Annotated in this window: 20 protein-coding genes; 15 read left to right on the top strand and 5 right to left on the bottom strand. The window is 66.4% G+C overall.

All coding sequences use genetic code 11. From position 1 onward, the window contains the following. Positions 1-29: 29 nt before the first annotated feature. From QU595_RS23745 to QU595_RS23735, 3 genes are all read right to left on the bottom strand, one after another. On the bottom strand, positions 30-1,427 hold the full coding sequence (locus tag QU595_RS23745) for an aldehyde dehydrogenase family protein (protein WP_315926905.1): 1,398 nt from the start codon (positions 1,425-1,427) through the stop codon (positions 30-32). A 193-nt stretch (positions 1,428-1,620) separates the two neighbouring features. Then, complete coding sequence (speB, locus tag QU595_RS23740; RefSeq protein ID WP_315926617.1) at positions 1,621-2,580, bottom strand: agmatinase; 960 nt, start codon at positions 2,578-2,580, stop codon at positions 1,621-1,623. 114 nt (positions 2,581-2,694) lie between these two features. Continuing rightward, complete coding sequence (locus QU595_RS23735; protein ID WP_315926615.1) at positions 2,695-3,627, bottom strand: LysR family transcriptional regulator; 933 nt, start codon at positions 3,625-3,627, stop codon at positions 2,695-2,697. Between the two features lie 141 nt (positions 3,628-3,768). Here QU595_RS23735 and QU595_RS23730 point away from each other — a divergent pair, with 141 nt between their 5' ends. The 4 genes from QU595_RS23730 to QU595_RS23715 all read left to right on the top strand — a co-directional run bounded on the left by QU595_RS23730 (position 3,769) and on the right by QU595_RS23715 (position 7,776). Beyond that, positions 3,769-4,860, top strand: a complete 1,092-nt coding sequence (locus QU595_RS23730; RefSeq protein ID WP_315926613.1) for an extracellular solute-binding protein — start codon at positions 3,769-3,771, stop codon at positions 4,858-4,860. Positions 4,861-4,997: 137 nt separating this feature from the next. Continuing rightward, positions 4,998-6,071, top strand: coding sequence for an ABC transporter ATP-binding protein (locus tag QU595_RS23725; RefSeq protein WP_315926611.1), 1,074 nt, complete (start codon positions 4,998-5,000; stop codon positions 6,069-6,071). An 11-nt stretch (positions 6,072-6,082) separates the two neighbouring features. After that, the gene (locus tag QU595_RS23720) at positions 6,083-6,967 is read left to right on the top strand and encodes an ABC transporter permease subunit (RefSeq protein ID WP_315926609.1); all 885 of its coding nucleotides are present in this window, start codon (positions 6,083-6,085) and stop codon (positions 6,965-6,967) included. A gap of 11 nt (positions 6,968-6,978) precedes the next feature. Next, positions 6,979-7,776, top strand: a complete 798-nt coding sequence (locus tag QU595_RS23715; RefSeq protein ID WP_315926607.1) for an ABC transporter permease — start codon at positions 6,979-6,981, stop codon at positions 7,774-7,776. 24 nt (positions 7,777-7,800) lie between these two features. On the opposite strand, the gene QU595_RS23710 is transcribed toward QU595_RS23715, so the two are convergent. Beyond that, a complete protein-coding gene (locus QU595_RS23710) occupies positions 7,801-8,664 on the bottom strand; it encodes a helix-turn-helix transcriptional regulator (RefSeq protein WP_315926605.1) in 864 nt (287 codons plus the stop codon). Positions 8,665-8,883: 219 nt separating this feature from the next. Here QU595_RS23710 and QU595_RS23705 point away from each other — a divergent pair, with 219 nt between their 5' ends. The 10 genes from QU595_RS23705 to QU595_RS23660 all read left to right on the top strand — a co-directional run bounded on the left by QU595_RS23705 (position 8,884) and on the right by QU595_RS23660 (position 19,759). Further along, positions 8,884-10,587 (top strand): amidohydrolase, encoded by a 1,704-nt coding sequence (locus tag QU595_RS23705; RefSeq protein WP_315926604.1) that lies wholly within the window; start codon positions 8,884-8,886, stop codon positions 10,585-10,587. 130 nt (positions 10,588-10,717) lie between these two features. Further along, entirely contained in the window at positions 10,718-11,089 is a 372-nt protein-coding gene (locus tag QU595_RS23700; protein ID WP_315926602.1) for a cupin domain-containing protein, read from the top strand. Positions 11,090-11,180: 91 nt separating this feature from the next. Beyond that, complete coding sequence (locus tag QU595_RS23695) at positions 11,181-12,569, top strand: FAD-dependent oxidoreductase (RefSeq protein ID WP_315926903.1); 1,389 nt, start codon at positions 11,181-11,183, stop codon at positions 12,567-12,569. Between the two features lie 214 nt (positions 12,570-12,783). Continuing rightward, a complete protein-coding gene (locus QU595_RS23690; protein ID WP_315926600.1) occupies positions 12,784-13,254 on the top strand; it encodes a MarR family winged helix-turn-helix transcriptional regulator in 471 nt (156 codons plus the stop codon). Further along, positions 13,251-14,477 (top strand): multidrug effflux MFS transporter, encoded by a 1,227-nt coding sequence (locus tag QU595_RS23685; RefSeq protein ID WP_315926598.1) that lies wholly within the window; start codon positions 13,251-13,253, stop codon positions 14,475-14,477. Before QU595_RS23690 ends, QU595_RS23685 begins: the two co-directional genes overlap by 4 nt. A 294-nt stretch (positions 14,478-14,771) precedes the next feature. After that, a complete protein-coding gene (locus QU595_RS23680; protein ID WP_315926596.1) occupies positions 14,772-16,046 on the top strand; it encodes an NAD(P)/FAD-dependent oxidoreductase in 1,275 nt (424 codons plus the stop codon). Between the two features lie 36 nt (positions 16,047-16,082). Continuing rightward, on the top strand, positions 16,083-16,499 hold the full coding sequence (locus QU595_RS23675) for a RidA family protein (RefSeq protein ID WP_315926594.1): 417 nt from the start codon (positions 16,083-16,085) through the stop codon (positions 16,497-16,499). A 96-nt stretch (positions 16,500-16,595) separates the two neighbouring features. Next, positions 16,596-17,270, top strand: coding sequence for a DUF1028 domain-containing protein (locus tag QU595_RS23670; RefSeq protein ID WP_315926592.1), 675 nt, complete (start codon positions 16,596-16,598; stop codon positions 17,268-17,270). Positions 17,271-17,292: 22 nt separating this feature from the next. Further along, the gene (locus QU595_RS23665; protein ID WP_315926590.1) at positions 17,293-18,783 is read left to right on the top strand and encodes an aldehyde dehydrogenase; all 1,491 of its coding nucleotides are present in this window, start codon (positions 17,293-17,295) and stop codon (positions 18,781-18,783) included. 40 nt (positions 18,784-18,823) lie between these two features. Continuing rightward, on the top strand, positions 18,824-19,759 hold the full coding sequence (locus tag QU595_RS23660) for a LysR family transcriptional regulator (RefSeq protein ID WP_315926588.1): 936 nt from the start codon (positions 18,824-18,826) through the stop codon (positions 19,757-19,759). A 7-nt stretch (positions 19,760-19,766) separates the two neighbouring features. Here the strand turns inward: QU595_RS23660 and argE are convergent, their stop codons facing one another. Then, positions 19,767-20,936, bottom strand: a complete 1,170-nt coding sequence (gene argE / locus QU595_RS23655) for an acetylornithine deacetylase (protein WP_315926586.1) — start codon at positions 20,934-20,936, stop codon at positions 19,767-19,769. 252 nt (positions 20,937-21,188) lie between these two features. Between argE and QU595_RS23650 the strand changes: the two genes are divergently transcribed. Then, complete coding sequence (locus tag QU595_RS23650) at positions 21,189-23,258, top strand: NAD(P)-binding protein (protein ID WP_315926584.1); 2,070 nt, start codon at positions 21,189-21,191, stop codon at positions 23,256-23,258. The last annotated feature ends 38 nt before the right edge of the window (positions 23,259-23,296 follow it).

Genomic DNA, 23,296 nt, shown 5'->3' with positions numbered 1-23,296 from the left:
GGCCCGCGCCCATGTTGACAGGCGGCCGGTCAGACCGCCTCGACGATGTGCTTGACGCCGGTGAAGGCAGACAGTCCCCAGGGGCCGAGTTCGCGGCCGATGCCGCTGGCCTTGAAGCCGCCCCAACTCGTCTGCGGGAAGATGACCTGCTGCGAATTCACCCACACCATGCCGGCTTCCAGCGCCGCCGCGACCCGATCTGTGCGCTCTTTGTCCGGCGAGACCAGCGTCGCCACCAGTCCGTAGTCGGTGTCGTTGGCCAACCGAACCGCGTCGTCCTCGTCGCTGAAGCCGCGCACCGCCAGCACCGGGCCGAAAATCTCGCGCCGCCAGATGGCGTGGTCGTCCGGCACGTCGAGATAGACGGTCGGCTCGATGAAGAAGCCGCCGCCGTCGCGCGTCCTGCCGCCCGTCAACGGCATCAGCCCGTCCTTCCCGGCATCGTTCAGCACCTGTTGCACGCGCTCGAACTGCGGGCGGGTGGTCAGCGGCCCCATCTCGGTGCCGTCCTCGAAGGGCGAGCCGACCTTCAGCGCGGAAACGCGCGCGGTGAGCTTTTCGACCAGCGCCGGCAGGATCGCCTTGTCGGCCAGCAGGCGCGAGGTGGCCGAGCACATCTGGCCGGCGTTGGTGAACATGCCGCCGACTATGAAGTCCACGGCGGCATCGAGATCGGCGTCGGCGAACACCAGGATCGGCGACTTGCCGCCGAGTTCCAGCGACACGGGTGCGGTGCGCTCCGACAGCGAACGCATGACCAGCGCGCCGACCCGGTTGGAGCCGGTGAACGAGACCTTGCGCAAGAGACGGTTGGCGACCAGCGCCTCGCCCGCCTCGGCCGCGCCGGTGACGATGTTGAGCACGCCGGCCGGCAGGCCGCTCTCTGCGGCGATGTCGGCATAGACGAGTTCGGCAAAAGGCGTGAACTCGGAGGTTTTCAATACCACCGTGCAGCCGGCCGCCAGCGCCGGCGCCAGCTTCCAGGCGCTGGTCACCAGCGGGAAGTTCCACGGCACGATGAGGCCGACCGGGCCGATCGGCTCCTGCCGCAGTCTGGCGCGGAAGCCGTCGTCCGGAACCGGCACATCCGCGCCCTGGCGCGCGTCGAGGCCGGTGGCTTGCTCGGCGTAATATTCGAAGGTGGCGATGGCGTCGGAAATGTCCAGTTCGGCCTCGAAACGCGGCTTGCCGTTGTTGGCCATCTGCAATTCGATCAGCGTCTCGCGGCGTGCGCCGAGCCCGGCGGCGAAGGCCGCCAGATGTTCGGCCCGCTTGCGCGAGGAAAGCCGCGACCAGGCCGGGAAGGCGCTGGCGGCAGCTGCGCGGCGGCCTCGACATGGCTGGCGCGGCCGGGCGCGATCTCGCCCAGCGTGCCGCCGGTCGAGGGGTTGGCCACGACGAGCGGGGCGGTGTCGGCGCGCAGCCAGCGCCCGCCGATGTAAAGGCTCTCGCGACGGTAGAGCAGGGGATGTTCCGTCATTTCATTGTCCTTGAACGAAGCTGCGCCTTCCGCATGTCGGGCCGGACATGGGAAGGCGCGGGAGAGTTTGCGAACCTGGCCTTGGCGGCCGCCCCGGGTCGGTCTGCCGATGAGGCTTTTCCCGGTCAGGCTTCCCCCAATCAGGCATCCTTGTACTTCACGCCGGGAAGCACGCACAGCATCTCGTAGAGCAGGTTCGCGGCCGTGATCGCGGTGGTGCCGGTGGTGTCGAAGGGCGGGCTCACCTCGACAAGGTCGCATCCGACGAGGTTGAGGCCGCGGCAGCCGCGGATCAGTTCGATCGCCTGGACGACGGTCAGGCCGCCGATCTCGGGCGTGCCGGTGCCCGGCGCATAGGCGGGATCGAGGCTGTCGATGTCGAAGGAGAGATAGACCTTGTGGTCGCCGATGCGCTTCTTGATGTCGGCGATCAGCGGCGCCAGCGACTTGTGCCAGCACTCCTCGGCCGGCACGACGGTGAAGCCCTTGTCGCGCGACCAGTCGAAATCCTCGGCCGTGTAGCCGGTGCCGCGCAGGCCGATCTGGAAGACGAGGTCCGGCTTCAGGCAGCCGGCCTCATAGGCCCGGCGGAAGGGCGTGCCGTGCGCGATCTTCTCGCCGAACATGGTGTCGTTGATGTCGGCGTGGGCATCGACGTGGATCAGCGCCACCGGGCCGTGCTTCTCGGCCACGGCCTGCAGCACCGGATAAGTCAGCGTGTGGTCGCCGCCGATGGTCAGCGGGATGCAACCATGCTTCAGGATGCGGGCGATGCCTTCGCGGATCAGGCCGATGGTGGCGGGCAGGTTGAAGGTGTTGATGGCGATGTCGCCGACATCCGCGATCTGAAGGCTCTCGAAAGGCGCGGCGCGGGTAGCCATGTTGTAGGGGCGGATCATCACCGATTCCGCGCGCACCTGGCGCGGGCCGTAGCGCGTGCCGGAGCGGTTCGATGCGCCGATATCCATCGGAATGCCGACGAAGCAGGCATCCAGCCCCTCGGCCGTCGCCGCCTGCGGCAGGCGCATCATCGTGCCCGGTCCGCCGAAGCGGGGCATCTCGTTGCCGCCCATGGGCTGGTTGAATTGCCGTTCGTCCATTTCGCTCTCCCTGAAAAGTGCTTTGGCGGCGAGGATACAACTTCGCTTGCGTTGAAAAATTGAAAAGTTTTGCAAGCTTACTTTATCGCAGGCCAAAGAATGAGCTGGCTCGTCCTACGAGGCTGCGGCAGCGGCCTGTGCGTCCTGCGAGGCCACCTCGTCCAGACATTCGCGGAACACCGCCATCACCGGCGTGTCGTGGCGCTCGAAGCGCGAGATGATGGAGAAGGGACGGTCCACCACCAACGTGTCGGGCGACAGGCGCCGCATGCGGCCTGCGGTCTCGTAGGGCTGCGCGTAGTGGTTGGGCAGGAAGCCGACATGCCTGCCCGCCAATATAAGCATGGCCACGGCTTCGATGCTGGCGGCGATGGCGGTCGAGCGCACCACGTCGAAACCGTAGCGGTCGCCGCGGCCGAGGAAATAGCCGCGCTGCACCCAGTCGCTTTCCTCGATCTGGCGTTGCGTGATCGCTTGTGGCGGCAGGTCGAACAGAGGGTGTCCGGAGCCGCAATAGGCGTATTGACGCTCAAGATGCAGGGCCATGTCTCGGATCGCCAGGTTCTGCGTGTCGAAGCAGCCTATGGCAAGGTCGAGTTGATCGTCCAGTATGGCGTCGCGCAGTCCCTGCTGCGCGCCCTGCACGATCTCGATCTTGGCGTCCGGTGCCCGCGACAGGAACAGCCGCAGGGCATCGACGATGCGGAAGGTCGGCTCGCTGATGACGTTGTCCAATATTCCGAGGCGCAAAGTGCCGACCGCGTTTTCGGCGAGATCGTTCACCCGGAACCGGAAACCGTCGATGGAGGCGCGCAGCGTCCTGAAGGCGTCCAGCACCGCGTGGCCGCGTTCGGTGAGGCGAAAGCCGCCGCGCCCGCGCTCGCACAGCCGGTAGCCGAGGCGCGCTTCCAGCGTCGAAAGCTGCACGCTGATGGTCGACTGGCTGATGTTGAGGATCTCCTGCGCGCCCACGAAGCTGCCGGCCTCCGCCACGCAGGCGAAGACGTTGAGCGCACGCATGTCCGACGCCGAAAGCTGGTTCAGCATGTTCCCTCGAGGGCGGTTTGTCCGGCCAGTTTGAAGCCGTTCAAAGCAATGTTCGAACGCTCAAGATAGAATCGAAAGTGAGCGCATGACAATCTCGCGTGACGACCATTTCAAACTTGCGGCACGGGGGAGGATTGACCCATGTTGAAGCGCTTCGCGCAAATGATTGCCCTGGGCGGCGTGTTTCTCGCCGCGCCGGCGCAGGCGGACGACGCCCTGCACATCTATAATTTCTCGGATTATTTCGCCGAGGACACCATCTCCAACTTCATCGCCAAGAGCGGCATCGACACGCGGCTCGACCTGTTCGATTCGCTCGACGTGCTGGAGACGCGGATGCTCACCGGCGCCAGCGGCTTCGACGTGGTCTATCCGAGCTCGACGGTGGGCGAGCGCCTGATCCAGGCCGGCGCGCTGAAGCCGATCGACCCGGCCAGCCTCGGCAACTACGGCAATCTCGATAAGGACCTGCTCAAGCTGCTCGCCGAGCAGGATCCCGGCAACAAGTACCTCGTGCCCTATATGTGGCTGACGACCGGCATCGCCTACAATCCGGACCTGGTTTCCAAGCGGCTGCCGGATGCGCCGACCAACAGCCTCGACATCTTCTTCAAGCCCGAGATCGCGCAGAAATTCCAGGATTGCGGCATCGGCATGGTCGATGCGCCGAACGAGGTGATCCCGATCGCGCTCAACTATCTCGGCCTCGATCCCTATTCCACCAAGGCCGAAGACCTCGAAAAGGCGCAGGAGCTGCTGCTGAAGCTGCGGCCCTTCATCCGTCACATGCAGAGCGGACAGCTCGTGTCCGACATGGCGTCGGGCCAGCTCTGCCTCGCGCTGATGTGGAGCGGCGACGCCGGCATCGCCGCCGCCCGCGCCGAGCAGGCCAAGTCCGGTGTGACGGTCGAATACAAGATCCCGAAGGAAGGCACGATCATCTCCTTCGACACGATGGCGATTCCGGCCGACGCGCCGCATCCGGACAAGGCGCTCGCCTTCATCAACTACATCCTCGAGCCCAAGACCGTCGCGGACATCTCCAATTACGTCTACTACGCCAACGCCAACGCCGCGGCGACGCAACTGGTGGACGAGTCGATCCGCAACAACCCGAACATCTATCCGCCCCAGGAAGTGCGCGGAAAGCTGTTCGTCGACAAGTCGCTGCCGCCGCGCCAGACGCGCGAACGCACCCGCGTCTGGACCACGTTCCGGGCCGGCGGCAACTAGCGATCCACACACCTGCCTGTGCCCGGACGGCGACGTCCGGGCACTTTGCGTAGGCTAGAACGAGACGGCCGGCGGCGCATGAGGCGCGCGCAGGCAGGTCGGCGGCAGGCCGCCGGCCCCTTCAAGGAAACAGATCCGTGTCCAATCCGACCTTCATCTCGATAGAGAATGTCGTGAAGTCCTTCGGCTCCTTCACGGCGATCAACGACATCTCGCTGGCGATAGGGCAGGGCGAGTTCTTCTCGCTGCTCGGCCCCTCCGGCTGCGGCAAGTCCACGCTGCTGCGCATGCTCGCAGGCTTCGAGACGCCCGACCGGGGCAACATCCTGCTCGACGGCGCGGACGTGACGCAGATCCCGGCGCACCGGCGTCCCACCAACATGATGTTCCAGTCCTACGCGCTGTTCCCGCACCTGACGGTGCGCAAGAACATCGCCTTCGGCCTGGTGCAGGACCGCATGGACCGCGCCGAGATGGGCAAGCGCATCGCCGAGGCGGCGCAGAAGCTGCACCTGGAGCCGCTGCTCGACCGCAAGCCCGCGCAGCTTTCGGGCGGCCAGCGGCAGCGCGTGGCGCTGGCCCGCGCGCTGGTCAAGCGGCCGAAGGTTCTGTTGCTGGACGAGCCGCTCGGCGCGCTGGACAAGAACCTGCGCATCCAGACCCAGCACGAGCTGGTGCGGCTGCAGAAGGAACTCGGCCTCACCTTCATCATCGTCACCCACGACCAGCACGAGGCCATGACCGTTTCCTCGCGCATTGCCATCATGCAGCAGGGCAAGGTGCTACAGGTGGGCTCGCCCGAGACGGTCTACGAGGCGCCTTCCTCGCGCTACGTGGCCAAGTTCCTCGGCGAGACCAACATCTACGAGGGCGTGGCGGGCAGCCGTGACGGCGAGGCCATCGCGCTGGACAGCGACGAGGCGGGCGGCCGCTTGCTCGGCCAGACCGCCGAGGGCGTGCGCGAGGGCGACCGCGTCTGGCTGTCGGTGCGGCCGGAGCGCATCGAGCTGAAGCCGTCCGGCGAGGGCCTGTCCGGCACCATCGAGGAGGTCAGCTATGTCGGCGTCGAGCGCCGCTACCAGGTGCGGCTGAAGAGCGGCGCGACCCTGGAGGCGCTGCGCATCAATCGCGGCCTCGGCGACGATTTCGCGGTGGGCGACCCGGTCGTGGCGCATTGGGATGCGCGCGCCGCGCGGCTGCTGACGCAATGAAGGAGGCGGGCATGAAGTCGTCGTCCTCCGCCGGCCGGTCGCTGCTGATCGCGCCGCCCTTCCTATGGCTGCTGGTCTTCTTCCTCGCGCCCTTCGTGCTGGTCATGGCCATCAGCCTCTCCGAGGTGCGGCTGGGCATGCCGCCCTATACGCCGCTGTTCAGCCGAGACGGTTTCGTGCTGGCTTTCCAGCTGAATTTCGAGAACTACGCCTTCCTGCTGCGCGACGACATCTATTTGCGCGCCTATCTCACCAGCGTGAAGATCGCCGCCATCTCCACCTTCATCACCCTTCTGGTGGCCTATCCGCTGGCCTACGGCATCTCCCGCGCCAGCGACCGCTGGCGGCCGATCCTGGTGTTCCTGGTGATCGTGCCGTTCTGGAGCTCGCTGCTGATCCGCGTCTATTCCTGGATCGGCATCCTGCGCAACGACGGGCTGCTGAACTGGCTGCTTCTGAAGCTCGGCCTCGTCTCCTCGCCGCTCGCCATCATGAACACCGAGACGGCCATCTATATCGGCATCGTCTATACCTACCTGCCGTTCATGGTGCTGCCGATCTATTCGGCGCTGAGCGGCGCGGACGAGACGCTGGTGGAGGCCGCGCGCGACCTTGGCTGCTCGCCCTTTTCCGCCTTCTGGCGCGTCACTTTCCCGCTCAGCCTGTCGGGCGTGGCGGCGGGCTGCGCGCTGGTGCTGATCCCGGCCATCGGCGAGTTCGTCATCCCCGACCTGCTCGGCGGCGCGGATACGCAGATGATCGGCCGCACCATCTGGCTGGAATTCTTCAACAACCGCGACTGGCCGATCGCCTCGGCGATCACCGTGGTCCTGCTTGCCATTCTTGTCATCCCCATCATCGCCGTGCAGTCGCGCCTGGCGCGCGCCAAGATGTAGGAGAAACGGTCATGCGCAGATTCTCCTGGTTCAACACCGTGTCCGTCGCCCTGGGCATGGCGTTCCTCTACATCCCCATCGTCGTGCTGGTGATCTATTCCTTCAACGCGTCGCGGCTGGTCACGGTCTGGGGCGGCTTTTCGACCCACTGGTACGCATCGGTGCTGGCGAACGAATCCATCCTCGACGGCGCCCGCATTTCCTTCACCGTCGCCGCCATCTCGGCCACCGTCGCCACCTTCCTTGGCCTGCTCTCGGCGCTGATCCTGGTGCGGCTCGGCTGGTTCAAGGGCCGCAACCTGTTCAGCGGCATGATCGCGGCGCCGATGGTGATGCCCGAGGTGGTCATGGGCGTTTCCATGCTCCTGATGTTCGTGACGCTGGGCATCGACCGCGGCCCCGTCACCATCACCATCGCGCACATCACCTTCACCATGTGCTTCGCCTCGGTGATCCTGCAATCGCGCCTGATGGAACTGGACCGCTCGCTGGAAGAGGCCGCGCGCGACCTCGGCTGCCCGCCGGTCCTCGCCTTCATCAAGGTGGGGCTGCCCAACGTGCTGCCGGCCGTCGTCTCGGCCTGGCTGCTTTCCTTCACCCTGTCGCTGGACGATTTGGTGATCTCGTCCTTCACCACCGGGCCGGGCGCGACCACGCTGCCGATGAAGATCTATTCGCAGGTGAAGTTCGGCGTCACGCCCGAGATCAACGCCATCTCCACCATCGTGCTCGGCATCGTGGTGACGGGGCTGCTGATCGCAACCTTCCTGACGCGCGGCAAGAAGGACGGGGCCGCCCTCGCCGCCTGACGGCGTTTTGCCGGTTGACAGCGGTCAACCGGCATTTGCCGAGGGCCGCTTGAGGTAGCTTTCCAGCGGGTCCTCGTAGACGCTGCCGGCAGCCGACACGGATTCGATGAACAGCGCGAATAGCGCCGTCTGCGAATTGATGTCGAGCTTGGCGTAGAGATTGCGCCGGTGCAGCTTTACCGTGGCCGGCGAGATGCCCAGCCGTTCCGCCGCCCCCTTCAGCGAATAGCCGCGCAGGATGAGGTTCGCCACCTCGCATTCGCGCTCGGTCAGCACGGAGCTGCCGAAGCGCGCCAGGGCCTGCCCCAGCGCGTGGTTGAGATAGCCGGACGACGGTTCCAGGGTCTCGGGCCTCAGATCGCGCCAGTGGCGCACCACGGCCGATTGCAGCAGCGGCGCCGCGCTCGCCAGCAGCGCCTCGTCGTCGGCGCTGAAATCGCCGAGCGACCGGCCGCGCCCGAGCGAGATCGCCACCTTGCGGTCGCTGTCCAGCGAGAACATGAAGTTGAATTCGTCCAGCAGGCCGGAATGGCGGTAATAGTCGCGATAATAGGCGCTGTCGTCGAAGCGCGCGGGCGCGATTTCCTTCAGCCGGTAGAGCCCGTCATTCTGGTTGTCCGCTGCGAGCTGGTAGAAGGGATCGTGCCGGTACGGTCCGCCGAGATAACGCCGGATGTCGGAAAGCCCGCGCCGCGTCACCCAGTCGTTGTAGAGGATGCGCGGCGCGCTGCCCTTGCGGTAGAGCAGGATCAGCCCCGCGTCGATGGCCAGGCACTGGCGCAGCGCGCGCGCCATCTCGAACTGGAAATCGGTGCGGCCGATGCTTGCGATCAGCGAGACCGCCATCGCGTTGAGGTGCGGGGCATTGGGCGCCGTTTCGGCCTGCATTTCCGGTCTGTCGTCCCTGGCGGCGCATGGCGTCGTGCCCGGCCGGAGTGGCGGCCTCCCGTGGAAGCCGGCTATCGGTTCACACTAGCCCAAACCGCGCCGAAAACCTAGCCCGATGGAGTATTCCGCCATTGGCGCCTCCTGCGTCATCATCGGGGGATGCCGGCGTTGCGGCCGCCGGCCCGCATTTGGCATTTCGCCGCACGAGGAGGGGTTTTGATGAAGTTGCCAGCAGGCATCCGCGCGATGGGCGCGACATCGGTTCTGGCGATCATGGCGTTCGCCGCGCAGCCGGCATTGGCCGCGGCCGACCTGATCGTCGTCAACGGGGACATCCGCACGGTCGATCCGGCGAAGTCGAAGGCGCAGGCTTTCGCCGTCGAGGACGGCAAGTTCACCGCCATCGGCACCGACGACGAGATCAAGGCTCTGGCCGACGCCGACACCAAGGTGATCGATGCCGGCGGCAAGACGATCACGCCGGGATTCATCGACGGCCACACGCATCTGGCGTTCGGCATGGACATGGTCACCGGTGTCGATCTTTCCTACATCCCCGACAAGAAAACCTGGCTGGAGAAGATCAAGGAAGCCGACGCGCGCCTGCCCAAGGGCGCATGGCTTTCCGGCGGCGGCTGGGACTACACGCTCGGCGAAGGCAAGCTGCCGACCAAGGAAGACATCGACGCCGTGGTGCCGGATCGCGTCGTGATCCTGCGCGACATCGATTTCCATTCCGTCTGGGTGAACTCCAAGGCGTTGGAAGTGGGCGGCATCACCGCCAAGTCCGAGGTGTCGGAAGGCGGCCAGGTCCTGCTCAACGACAAGGGCGAGCCGAGCGGCATCCTGCTCGAGAGCGCAAAGGACCTGGTCGAGAAGCATCGTCCCACGCTCACCGAGGCCGAGCGCCGCGACGGCCTGATCGAAACGATGAAGTTCGCCAACAGCCTCGGCATCACCGGCGTCAACGACATGGGCGATCTCGCCGCCGTGCACGACTACGCCGCCATCGCCGCGGAAAAGAAGCTGCCGCTGCGCGTCTGGTACGGCTTCTTCGAGGGGGATCCGAAGGTCATCGCCGGCGCCGTGAAGGACCGCGACGAAGTCGCCAAGGTCATGGCCGACTCCGGCGAGACGGAGAAGAAGGGTCCGCTGCTGACGCTCGGCTACACCAAGTCGGTGATGGACGGCGTGCTTTCCACCCGCACCGCCTATCTGCACCAGGATTATTCCGACCAGCACGGCTGGAAGGGCAAGCCCTTCGAGACCACGGAGCAATTGGCCGCAGCCATCCGCGCCTCGAACGAGAACGGCTTCCCCACCGCCGTGCACGCCATCGGCGACGGCAGCGTCAGCATGGTGCTCGACGCCTTCACGCAGGGCTCGGCGCCGCGCGCGCAGCCGAACCGGATCGAGCATATCGAGGTGGTCGAGACCGCCGACATCAAGCGCTTCAAGGACCTCGGCGTCGTCGCCTCCATGCAGCCGAACCACGCCACCGGCACCATCGGCAAGTACATCACCGAGCGCATCGGCGAGGGACGTGAGCCGCGCGCCTATGTCTGGCACTCCATGCTGGATGCCGGCGTGCCGCTGGTGTTCGGCTCCGACTGGCCGACCTCGCCGCTCAGCCCGCTGACCCAGATCAACGACGCCGTGTTCCGCGAGAGCCCGTTCGGCCTTGGCAACGGCCCGTGGCATCCGGAGCAGGCGGTGAGCTTCGACCAGGCGCTGCACGCCTATACGCAGGCCGGCGCCGACATGACGCCCTGGGGCGACCAGATCGGCTCGATCAGCGTCGGCAAATGGGCGGACTTCGTCGTCATCGACGGCACGCTGGCCGACCCGCTCGACCGCTCCATCCGCGAACGCAAGGTGGAGGCAACCTATCTCGCCGGGAATGAGGTCTATCACAAGCCCTGACCCGGAAGAGGCTCCGCGCCGGGGCCGATGCTCCGGCGGCGGCTGTCAAAGCAGTGCCCTTGGGGGCGGACGGGACAACCCGACCGCCCCTTTGGGCGTAAACGCGAACCAGAAAGAACAGGAAAAGACCATGACTTCCATCATCCGCATCGGCCGCGACGGCGCTGGCGCCGCCGGCCTCGAAAAGTGCTCCGTGGTGCCGCCGGAAGCGGTTCTGTCGGGCGCCGCCAACGAGCAGGGCGAGGTGCATTTCGAAACGGCCGACGGTTCGCTGGTCATCGGCACCTGGGAATCGACACCCTATGCCGAGATCCTGTCCTATCCCGACAGCACCGAATATTGCACGGTCGTCTCCGGCAAGCTGGCCGTCACCGGACCGGACGGCAAGGTCGAGACCTTCGGTCCCGGCGAATCCTACGTGCTGACCGCAGGTTTCGAAGGCCGCTTCGAGGTGCTCGAGACCATGCGCAAGATCTACGTCCTCCACACGCGGCGAGCCTGAGCCCGCTTCGGTCCGGCGCCTTCGGGGAGCGCCGGACCGTCTTCCGCTCCAGCCCGGAGCCATCCCCAACCCGGAGCAAATCTTGACTTCAATGGCACGTAGCGCGCTGTCCGGCGTAGCGATGAAGCCCTTCTGGCTCGACAGGCCCGACGCACCTGAAACGACGCCCCCGCTCGAAACATCCACGGATTGCGACCTGCTGATCGTCGGCGGCGGTTTCACCGGCCTGTGGGCCGGCATCCAGGCCAAGCAGCAGCGCCCCGATCTCGACGTCGTGCTGATCGAAGGCGGCACCGTGGCGCATGGCGCGTCCGGCCGTCCCGGCGGCGTCGTCTCGACCTCGGTCATGCACGGGCTGTCCAATGCCGCGCGCATCTTCCCGAAGGACATCCACGAACTGGAACGCCTGGGGCACGAGAACATGCACGGCTTCCTCGACACCATCACCCGGCACGGCATCGACTGCCATGCCGAATGGGGCGGGGAACTGACCGTGGCGGTCGATCCCGACCATGTGCCGGCGCTGTCCGGCGAGCACCAGTTGCACCTGAAGCACGGCCACGATTCCACTCTGCTCGACACGGTGGAAGTGCGCGCGCAGATCAATTCGCCGCGCTATTTCGGCGGCATCTGGTCGAAGAACATCAGCGGCACGGTGCATCCGGCGCTGCTCGCCTGGGGCCTGAAGCGCACGGCCATGGAACTCGGCGTACGCCTCTACGAAAACACCCGGCTGATCCGGCTGACCGACAATGGCGCGACGCTCACGGCCGAGACCTCGACCGGTGTGAAGGTGAAGGCGCCGAAGGTGCTTCTGGCCACCAACGCCTTCGCGGAAGGCGATCGGCGCATCAAGCGCCGCGTGGTGGCGGTGCGCGACCGGGTTCTGGCGACAGAGCCGCTTTCCGACCAGCAGATGCAGTCGGTCGGCTGGCAGAACCGCCAGGGCGTCTACGACACGCGCACGCAGATGAACTACATGCGCCTCACCAAGGACAACCGCATCATCTTCGGCGGACGCCTCGCCTACGCCTATGGCGGCGAGATATCGCCGGCGGTGGACCGCGAACTGGACACCTACGAGCCGCTGGCCGGCGCCTTCTTCTCCACCTTTCCGCAACTCGCGGGCCTGCGCTTCAGCCATGCCTGGAGCGGGCCGATCGACCTCACCACGCGCATGGCGGTGCATTTCCAGCGCTACCATGGCGGCAAGGCGGTCTATGCAGGCGGCTATTCGGGCTTCGGCGTATCGGCCTCGCGCTTCGGCGCGCGCATCGGGCTCGACATACTGGACGGCTCGACAAAGCCGGAAAGCCGGCTCGAATTCGCCACATCGATGCCGACCGTGGTGCCGCCCGAGCCGTTCCGCTGGCTCGGCGCGGAAATCACCATGTATGCGCTGGACACCGCCGACGCCAAGGGCGGCTGGCGCCGGCCGTGGCTGAACATGGTGTCGAAGCTCGGCTTCCCGCTCAGCTGAACCTCGGGACTCCTGGAAATTCGGAGAGTCCAGCCTCCCGCCGGTGGCGGCGGGAGGCTTCCGCTCGCGCCGGATCCGTTGCGGCGGTCGACGCCAAAAACCGGGTGCTTGATATTAGTTTGCATGTCATCTAAATACATGACATGCAAACTATTGCATGGCCCGGAAGCGCAAAAGCTTTCAAAGAGGCTGTGCGCCGGTGTCGGAGGCCGCCTTGCAGGACCAGCAGGAAAGCAATTTCCAGGCGCTGCGTTTCGCCAGCCTCGTCGGGTTGACGGCAAGGCTGTGGCGGCGCGTGGTGGACACGCGCCTGCAGGAATACGACCTGACCGAGGCGATGTGGCTGCCTTTGCTGCATCTGGCGCGGGCGAAGGAGCCCATGCGCCAGAAGGACATCGCCGCGGCGCTGTCGCTGGACAGTTCGTCGGTCGTCCGCGTCCTCGGCAATCTTGAGGCCGCCGGCCTTATCGAACGCGAGGAGGACGAGGGCGACCGCCGGGCAAAGGCGATCGTCATCACCGATGCGGGCCGAGCGCTCGGCAACCGGGTCGAGGCCCTGTCGCGCGATCTCGAGCGGGAGATACTGGAAGGCCTGACGAAGCCCGACGTGGAGGCTGCCCGGCGGGTCCTGGAGCAGGTCTGCACCATGCTGACCCAGCTCAACGATAAAGGCGGCAATTCATGACATCCGTTCCGATCGAAGCCGGGCCGGCGTCGAGGTCGGCCGGCAGGAAGGGGCACGCGCCGCTCTGGCTGCTGGCGATGATCACGCTGAGCGGTACGCTGGCGATGCACATCTTCGTTCCCGCCCTGCCGCTTGCCGCGCGCGATCTCGGCGCCAGCGCCGCGGCCACGCAGCTCACGCTCAGTTTCTACATCTTCGGTCTGGCGCTCGGGCAGCTCGTCTATGGCCCTCTGTCGGACCATTTCGGCCGCCGGCCGGTGCTGATCGTCGGCATGGTCGTCTATGCGCTGGCGAGCATCGCTTCCCTGTTGGCGCCCACCATCGGCACGCTTGTCGCGGCACGCCTCCTCCAGGCGCTGGGCGGCTGCTCCGGCCTGGTGCTGGGACGGGCCATCGTGCGCGACCGGGCGGCGGGCGCGGAGGCCGCGCGCAATCTTTCGCTGATGAACCTGATGGTCATGGCCGGACCGGGTCTCGCGCCGCTGCTTGGCTCGCTGCTTTCGGCCGCCTTCGGCTGGCGCTCCATTTTCGCCGCGCTGTCCCTGCTCGGAGCGGCCAATCTCGCGCTGATCTGGCGGCTCCTGCCGGAAACCACCGGCTGCAAGGACCACGACATGCGCAACGTGCTGCGCAGCTATCGCCATCTGCTCACCTCGCGCGGTTTCCTCGGCTTCGCCATCGGCGGCGGCTGCGCCACCACCTCGCTTTATGCATTCATCGGTGCCGCGCCCTTCATCTTCGTGGACGAGCTGCACCGGCCGATCCACGAGGTCGGGCTCTACCTGGCCTTCAACATGGGCGGCGTGTGGCTGGGCAGCCTTACGGCAAGCCGCCTCGTGGGTCGCGTGCCGACCGGCCGCCTGATGGTGACCGGCAACCTCATGAGCTGCGCGGCCGCGCTGGTGCTGTTCCTGTTCGTCGTCGCCGGTTGGCTGAACGTGCCGTCGATTGTCATTCCCATGGTGCTGTTCTGCTGGGGCGCCGGCATCGCCTCGCCCACAGCGCTGTCGGAGGCGCTGGGCATCAACCCGTTGATCGCGGGTTCGGCCTCCGGCCTCTACGGCTTCCTCCAGATGGTTATCGGCGCGGCCTGCACCGCGCTCGGCGGCATGGGATCCAACCCCGCCTTTTCGGCCGCGACGGTATTGCTCGTCGCGGGCCTGATCTCGCAGCTTTCGTTCTGGATGGCCCAGCGCGCGGTGCGCCCGACCTGCCGGGCCTGACCCGCAGCGCTACTGGAGAAGCTGCGTCCAGACCTTGCTGACGAGCTCTTGCGCCGCCGGCGACGAACCGGAGCCGCGCCGACCGAGCGCAAGATATGAGCGCCCTTGCGGAGACGAAATTCGGAAATTGCTACCCGTGAGTTCGGAGATTCATTACGCGTCCCCGACCCCTCCGGCATTTAGGGACAGGCTAACCACTGCCACGAGAAATCGTAATTTTCGCGGTTCGGCCCCTTCGATACACCAGCGACCGGATCTCCGTCGCCATGTGCGGCGCCAGAAAGGGACGCTGAAATGTCAGTTGAGAAGATTGATACGCTCGTCGTAGGCGGCGGCCAGGCCGGGGTGGCCATGAGCGAGCATCTCAGCAAATGCGGCGTGCCGCATCTGGTGCTCGAGCGTGACCGCATCGCCGAACGCTGGCGCACGGCGCGGTGGGATTCCCTCGTCGCCAACGGCCCGGCCTGGCACGACCGTTTTCCGGGCATGGAATTCCCGCAGACCGGTCCGGATGGCTTCCCGCCCAAGGAGGAGGTCGCGGATTATCTCGCCGCCTATGCGAAGATGATCGACGCCCCGATCCGTTGCGGCGTGGAGGTGAAGGAAGTGCGCCGCAATGTCGGCCGTCCCGGCTTCCGCGTCGAAACTTCGGCGGGCGTGATCGAGGCCAACAGCGTCGTCGCCGCCACCGGCCCGTTCCAGCGCCCGATCGTTCCGAAGCTGGTTCCCGAGGATGCGGGGCTGATGCAGATCCATTCCAGCGCCTACCGCAATCCCGGCCAGCTTCCCGCCGGCGCGGTGCTGGTGGTGGGCGCGGGATCTTCCGGCGTGCAGATCGCCGACGAGCTGCTGCGCTCGGGAAAGCGCGTCTATCTCTCGGTCGGGCCGCACGATCGTCCGCCGCGCGCCTATCGCGGCCGCGATTTCTGCTGGTGGCTGGGGGTGCTCGGCAAGTGGGACGCCGAAACGCCGGGACCCGGCACGGAGCACGTCACCATTGCGGTGAGCGGCGCGCGCGGCGGCGAGACCATCGACTTCCGCCGCCTCGCCGCCCAGGGCATGACGCTGGTCGGCCGCACGGAGGCCTATAAGGACGGGGCGATGAGCTTCGCGCCGGACCTTTCCGAAAACATCGCGCGCGGCGACGCCAACCTGATGTCGCTGCTCGACGAGGCCGACGCCTATGTCGCCCGCAACGGGCTCGATCTTCCCGAGGAGCCGGAGGCCCGCAGGATCGGCCCCGATCCGCAATGCATGACGAACCCGATTCTCGAGCTGGACCTGGCCGAGGCCGGGATCACCTCGATCATCTGGGCGACGGGCTTTTCCGCCGACTATGGCTGGCTGAAGGTCGATGCCTTCGACGAGAAGGGCAGGCCGAAGCATCAGCGCGGCGTCTCGGCCGAGCCGGGAATCTATTTCCTGGGACTGCCGTGGCTGTCGCGCCGGGGGTCCAGTTTCATCTGGGGCGTCTGGCACGATGCCAAGCACCTGGCGGACCGCATTTCGACCCAACGCAAATACATGGCCTATCATGCGGCCGCGAAGCCCGAGACCGCGGACGCCTAAAGACAGCCGCAAAGAGCGGACGAACAGGAGATCAGCATGGCACATACCCGAATCCGCAAGTTCAACACCAAGGACACCTATCCCGAGCAGAAGCTGGACAACGACCTGTGCCAGGCGGTCGTCACGCAGGGCGGCAAGACCGTTTACCTGCGCGGCCAGTGCCCGCAGGACCTCGATACGGCCAAGGACATCGGCAGCCACGATCCGGTCGAGCAGACCCACAAGGTGATGCAGAACATCAGGCAGCTCCTTGAGGAGTGCGGCGGCAGGATGGAACATCTGGTGAAGGTGGTGGTCTACATCACCGACGTGCGCCACCGCGAGGCCGTCTATCGGACCATGGGCGAGTACATCAAGGGCGTGCATCCCGTCTCGACCGGGCTGGTGGTGACGGCGCTCGCCCGCCCGAGCTGGCTGGTCGAGATCGACGGCACCGCCGTCATCCCCGACTAACGCATGTCTCCCGGAAGCGGGAACCGGTTTCGGGGCAAAGATACGTAAGATCAATAACTAAAGGCGGTTCACTATGACGCGGAAAGTGCTGGCACAATGACCTTCTCCATCGTCGCGCGCTGCGCCCGCACCGGCATGTTCGGGGTCGCGGTGTCCTCCTCATCCCCGGCCGTGGCGGCGCGCTGCGCCTATGCGCAGGCGGGCGTCGGGGCCGTCGCCAGCCAGAACGTCACCGACCCGACGCTGGGAACCCGCGGGCTGGAGCTGATGGCGCGCGGCGCTTCCGCCGCCGAGGCGGTCGCCATATTGAAGCGCACCGGGGCCTACCCCGAATACCGGCAGGTGCTGGCGGTCGATGCGGCCGGCCTCAGCGCCATCCATTCCGGGCCGAAGGCGCTCGGCGTCTGGGCCGAGGCGCGCGGCGAAAACGTCGCCTGCGGCGGCAATCTCCTGGCCGACAAGCGCGTGCCGCAGGCCATGGTGGACGCTTTTCTGGCGTCGGAAGGCCATCTTGGCGACCGTCTTCTCGACGCCATGCGCGCAGCGCTGGCAGCCGGCGGCGAGGCCGGGCCGGTGCGTTCTGCCGGCATGAAGCTGGTGCGCGACGTGGCGTGGCCGGTGGCGGACCTGCGCTGCGACTGGACGGAAGCCTGTCCCATCGAGGAGCTGGCGAAGCTCTGGGACATCTACAAGTCCCAGCTCGACGCCTATGTGACCCGCGCCATCAATCCGACCGAGGCGCCGAGCTACGGCGTTCCGGGCGACGAATAGGACCAATCCCCAGGAGCCATCGATGAGCGAACTCAGCCACGAGGACTGGATCGGCAAGGCATCGCAAGTCCGCTTCCGCGACAAGGCCTTCATCGACGGCAAATTCGTCGCCGCGCGTTCCGGCCGTACCTTCGCGAGCGTCAACCCGGCGACCGGCGAGACGCTCGCCGAAGTCGCGTCCTGCGGCGGGGAGGACATCGACCTTGCCGTGGCCGCGGCGCGGCGCAGCTTCGAGACGGGCGCATGGTCGCGCGCCGCGCCATCGCACCGCAAGGAGGTGCTGCTGAAACTGGCCGCCCTGCTGCGCGAGAACCTGCACGAGCTGGCGCTGCTGGAATCGCTCGACATGGGCAAGCTGGTCAACGACGCTGCCACCATCGACGTGCCCGGTTCGGCGGCCATCTTCCAATGGTACGCGGAAGCGATCGACAAGGTCTATGACGAGGTGGCGCCGACGGGCGAGGGCGACCTGGTGCTGGTGCGACGCGAGCCGCTCGGGGTCATCGGCGCTGTCGTGCCGTGGAACTTCCCGCTCGACATGGCGACCTGGAAATGTGCGCCCGCGCTGGCCGCCGGCAATTCGGTGGTGCTGAAGCCGGCCGAGCAGTCGCCGTTCTCGGCGCTGCGGCTTGCCGAACTCGCCATGGAAGCCGGCCTGCCTGCCGGCGTGCTCAATGTCGTTCCGGGTCTTGGCGAGACGGCCGGGCAGGCGCTGGGGCGGCACATGGACGTGGACTGCCTGGCCTTCACCGGTTCGACGGCGGTGGGCAAGATGTTCCTGCAATATTCCGGCCAGTCGAACATGAAGCAGGTCTGGCCCGAGACCGGCGGCAAGAGCCCCAACATCGTTTTCGCCGATTGCCGCGACCTCGACGCGGCGGCCGACATGGCCGCCTTCGGCATCTTCTTCAACCAGGGCGAGGTGTGTTCGGCGAATTCGCGCCTCCTGGTGCAGCGCTCTGTCAAGGATGCGCTGGTGGAGAAGCTGGTGCAGCGCGCCGCCGCCACCCAGCCGGGTGATCCGCTCGACCCCGCTTCGAAGATGGGAGCGATGGTCGATGCGAACCACACCTCGCGCGTCATGCGCTTCATCGAGGCAGGCAGGAAGTCGGCCCGGCTGGCCATCGGGGGCGACCAGGTCACGGTCAACGGGCGCGGCAGTTTCGTGCAGCCGACCGTCTTCGACAATGTTGCGCCAAACGATCCGCTGGCGCGTGACGAGATCTTCGGGCCGGTGCTGTCGGTAATCTCCTTCGACGATGAGGAGGAGGCGGTGCGCATCGCCAACGACAGCATCTACGGGCTGGCGGCCTCGCTGTGGACGGACAGCCTCTCGCGCGCGCACCGCATCGCCGGGCGGCTCAGGGCGGGCACGGTTTCGGTCAACACCGTGGATGCGCTGAGCCCGATGACACCGTTCGGCGGTTTCAAGCAGTCGGGTTTCGGCCGCGACCTGTCGCTGCACTCCTTCGACAAATACACTGCGCTCAAGACCACTTGGATAAAATACTGAAGGCTTGATCGAAGCGTCCAAACCGGCAACATAGCCGCCCATGCCGCTACGCTTCACGCTCAGACAACTGGAATATTTCGTTGCCGTGGGCGAAGCCGGCTCCATCGCCAAGGCGGCCGAGCAGGTCAATGTCTCGCCGCCGTCGATCTCGGCCTCCATCGCCCAGCTCGAGGCCGAATTCGGCGTGCAGCTCTTCGTGCGCAAGCATTCGCACGGCCTGTCGCTGACGGCCGGCGGCCGCGTGTTCCTCAAGGAGGCCGCGCGCCTGCTCAACGACGCGGACGCGCTGCACGACATCGCCGGCGACATTACCGAGAAGGTGCGCGGTCCGCTGGCGATCGGGTGCCTGCTCACTTTCGCGCAGATCGTGCTGCCGGCGCTGCGGCGCAAGTTCGAGGACGCCTATCCCGACGTGCGGGTCAGGCAGTTCGAGCGCAACCAGGGGCAATTGCTGGAGATGCTGCAGCGTGGCGAGATCGACGCGGCGCTGACCTACGACCTCGAACTGTCGCAGGACATGACTTTCGAACCGCTGCTGCAACTGCCCGCCTATGTGATGCTGCCCGCCGGGCACAGCCTCGCCGGACGATCGGGCATCACGCCCGAGGAACTGGTGGATGAGCCGATGGTGCTGCTCGACCTGCCGTTCAGCCGCGAATACTTCCTCTCCGCTTTCCAGCAGAGGGGGCTGCGTCCCAACATCGCAGAGCGCACGGGCGACATCGCCGTGATGCGCTCGATGGTCGGCAACGGTTTCGGCTACGGCATCGCCAACATGCGCCCTCTGCACAATATGTCGCCGGACGGCAAGCCGCTGGTGTTCGTTCCCCTGTCGGGCGACCTGCGGCCCTTGACCATGGGCGTCGCCCTGCCCAATGCCGACCACCGCACCCAGACCGTGCAGGCCTTCATCGATCATTGCCGCCATTTCGTGGAGCAACAGGGCGTGTTCGGCACCGAACGCGCGGCAGGTTAGCGCTCGCCTACATTTTTGCCTGCAGGCGCTCGCCCGCCAGCCGTCCCAGCAGATTGTCCAGCATGTCGTCGCAGCGGCGCATCTGCTCGACGCTGACGAACTCGTCAGGCTTGTGGCCCTGCGCCATCGAGCCCGGCCCGCACACAACCGTCGGCGTGCCGAGATCGCGGCTGAACAGGCCGCCTTCCGTACCGAAGGCGACCTTCATGGTGCTGTTGCCACCTGTCAACGACTTCACGAAGGCGACCGCCTCGGAACTGGCCGGCGTGTCGAGCCCCGGATAGGTGTTGGTCACCGCGATGTCGATGGAGGCTTCTGGCGCGATGGCGGCGGCGGCCTTCGCAATGCGATCCGCCTCGTCGCGCAGGCGACCGAGGATGGCGTCGGGATCGTCCGCGGCGACGTTGCGGATCTCGAAATCGACCGTGCACAGGTTCGGCACGATGTTGAGCGCCACGCCGCCGTTGATCTTGCCGGCATGCACGGTGGTATAGGGAATGTCGTAGTCGCCGTCGCGCGCGCCCTCGCGCGCCAGCCGGTCCTGCTCGCGGCGCAGCGCGGCGACGAAGTCGCAGCCCAGATGGATGGCGTTGAGCGCCAGCGGCGCCAGCGCGGAATGGCCCTCGCGGCCGCGGCAGGTGGCGCGCGCGGCGAGCTTGCCCTTGTGGCCTGTGGCGACCTGCATGGCGGTCGGCTCGCCGACGATGCACAAAAGCGGCTTGTTCGGGGCCGAGCGCAGCATGTCGACCAGACTGCGCACGCCGATGCAGCCGATCTCCTCGTCATAGGAAAGCGCCAGATGCAGCGGCGTCCGCAACTCCATCTTCGCCGCCTTCAGGCAGGCGGCCAGCGCGGTGGCCACAAAACCCTTCATGTCGGCCGCGCCGCGCCCGTAAAGCCTGCCGTCGCGCTCGGTCATCTCGAATGGCGGCAGGGTCCAGTCCTGACCGTCCACCGGCACCACGTCGGTATGGCCGGAAAGCATGACGCCGGGCAGATCGTCCGGACCGATGGTGGCGAACAGGTTCGCCTTGTGCCCGTCCTCGCTGCGGATGAGGTCGCATGTGACGCCGGCTCCGTCCAGCGTTTCGGCGACATAGCGGATGAGGTCGAGATTGGAATCGCGGCTCACGGTCGGGAACGCGATCAGCTTTTCGAGGATTCGGATGCTGTCCATCTTGCCTGCCTTCACTGCTTTTGTGGGCTTACTAGCACCACGTGGCCTTGCCGTTGAATTCGCATTTGGTTCAGCCCTGCATCGGCGGATACGATCCCGCTGCGATTAGGCCCCTCCTAAGCGATGCAGAAGAAAACACTAGTTTTCCGCCGTAACACCCATCCTATGAATGGGATGACGGCACCAGCCTGACGGCATGGGCGTGATCGCGCCTTGCCCCGATAGCAAGAGCGGTCGCAGAAGGGGAGTTTCATGCGCGATCCACGCTACGACATTCTGTTCGAACCGGTGAAGATCGGCCCGGTCACGGCGAAGAACAGGTTCTATCAGGTGCCGCATTGCAATGGCGGCGGCTATCGCGACCCATCCGCCGCCGCCGAGATGCGCCGCACCAAGTCGGAGGGCGGCTGGGGCGTCATCTTCACCGAGCAGACGGAGATGCACCATACTTCCGAGATCACGCCCTTCATCGAGCTGCGCCTGTGGGAGGACCAGGACATCCCGGCGCTGGCGAAGATGGCCGAGGCCATGCACGAATATGGCGCGCTGGCGGGCATCCAGCTCGCGTATTCCGGCATCAACGGTCCCAACCTCTACACCAAGGAGGTGCCGCGCGGCCCGACCGCGCTGCCGATCCGCACCTTCACCAACGACCCGGTGCAGGCGCGCGCCATGGACAAGCAGGACATACGCGACCTACGCCGCTGGCATCGCAACGCCTTCCTGCGGGCCAAGCAGGCCGGCTTCGATCTCGTCTGCCTCTACGGCGCGCACGGCTTCGGCATCATCCAGCATTTCCTCTCCACCGCCACCAACCAGCGCACGGACGAATATGGCGGCTCGCTGGAGAACCGCGCGCGCCTGATGCGCGAACTGATCGAGGAGGGCCGCGATGCCATCGGCGATACCTGCGGCCTGACGCTGCGGCTGTCGCTGGACGAGATGATCGGCGAACTCGGCTTCGCCAATTCCGAAGTGCGCGACATGATCGAGATGCATGGCGACCTGCCGGACCTTTGGGACCTCGCCCACGGTGCCTGGGAGGATTGCTCCGGTCCGTCGCGCTTCAAGGAAGAGGCGGCACAGGAAAGCCTCGTCGCCGGCATCAGGAAGCTCACCTCAAGGCCGGTGGTCGGCGTCGGCCGCTTTACTTCGCCCGACGTGATGGTGCGCATGGTGAAGTCCGGCACGCTCGATTTCATCGGCTGCGCCCGCCCCTCCATCGCAGATCCCTTCCTGCCGAAGAAGGTCGAGGAAGGCCGCATCGAGGATATTCGCGAGTGCATCGGCTGCAACATCTGCATCACCGGCGACATGACCATGTCGATCTCGCGCTGCACGCAGAACCCCACCTTCATGGAGGAATGGCGCAAGGGCTGGCATCCCGAACGCATGCAGGCCAAGGGCGACAGCGAAAGCGTGCTCATCGTCGGCGCCGGCCCGGCCGGGCTGGAGGCGGCGCGGGCGCTGGGCTCGCGCGGATACCAGGTGGCGCTGGCGGAAGCCGGCACCGAGCTGGGCGGGCGCGTGGCGCGCGAATGCAAGCTGCCGGGCCTCTCCGCCTGGGGGCGCGTGCGCGACTACCGGCAGTACCAGATCGGCCGGATGCAGAATGTCGAGACCTATTTCGACAGCCGGCTTTCGGCCGACGACATCCTCGCCTTCGGCTTCCAGAACGTCGCCATCGCCACCGGTTCGACCTGGCGGCGCGACGGCGTGGCGCGCGCGCATGTGGTGCCCATGCCGATGGACGCCGCGATGCCCGTCTATACGCCCGACGATCTGATGGACGGCAGGGTGCCCACCGGCAATGTCGTGCTGTTCGACGACGACCACTACTATATGGGCGGCGTGCTGGCCGAGCTGATGGCGCGGCAGGGCGCAAGGGTCACGTTGGTGACGCCCTCGGCTTATGTGTCGGACTGGACCCGCAACACGCTGGAGCAGGGCGCCATCCATCGCAGGCTGGCGGAACTGGGCGTCGAGATCGTGCTCAACCGCACGGTGACGCGCATTGCGGCGGGCGGCGTCGCCACGGCCTGCGTCTACACCGGCGCCGAGCGCGATATCGAGGCCGGCGCCGTGGTGCTGGTCGCCTCCCGTCAGCAGAACGACGGCCTGTGGCAGGAACTGAAGGCACGCCAAGAGGAATGGGCCGACAACGGCATCCGCTCGATCAAGGTGATCGGCGACGCCGAGGCTCCGGGACCCATCGCCTGGGCGACCTATGCCGGCCACCGCTTCGCCCGCGAACTGGATATGCCCGATATCGGCGATGCGCTGCCGTTCCGGCGCGAGGTCACGGCGCTCGCGGCGGAATAGGGAAAAAGAGCGCGAGGAGCGCAAGCCTCCCGCGCGCC

The organism is Mesorhizobium sp. SP-1A (assembly GCF_032460275.1).
Lineage (GTDB): Bacteria > Pseudomonadota > Alphaproteobacteria > Rhizobiales > Rhizobiaceae > Mesorhizobium.
Note: the sequence above shows the minus strand (reverse complement) of the source record. Positions and strands in the feature narration are given on the sequence as shown.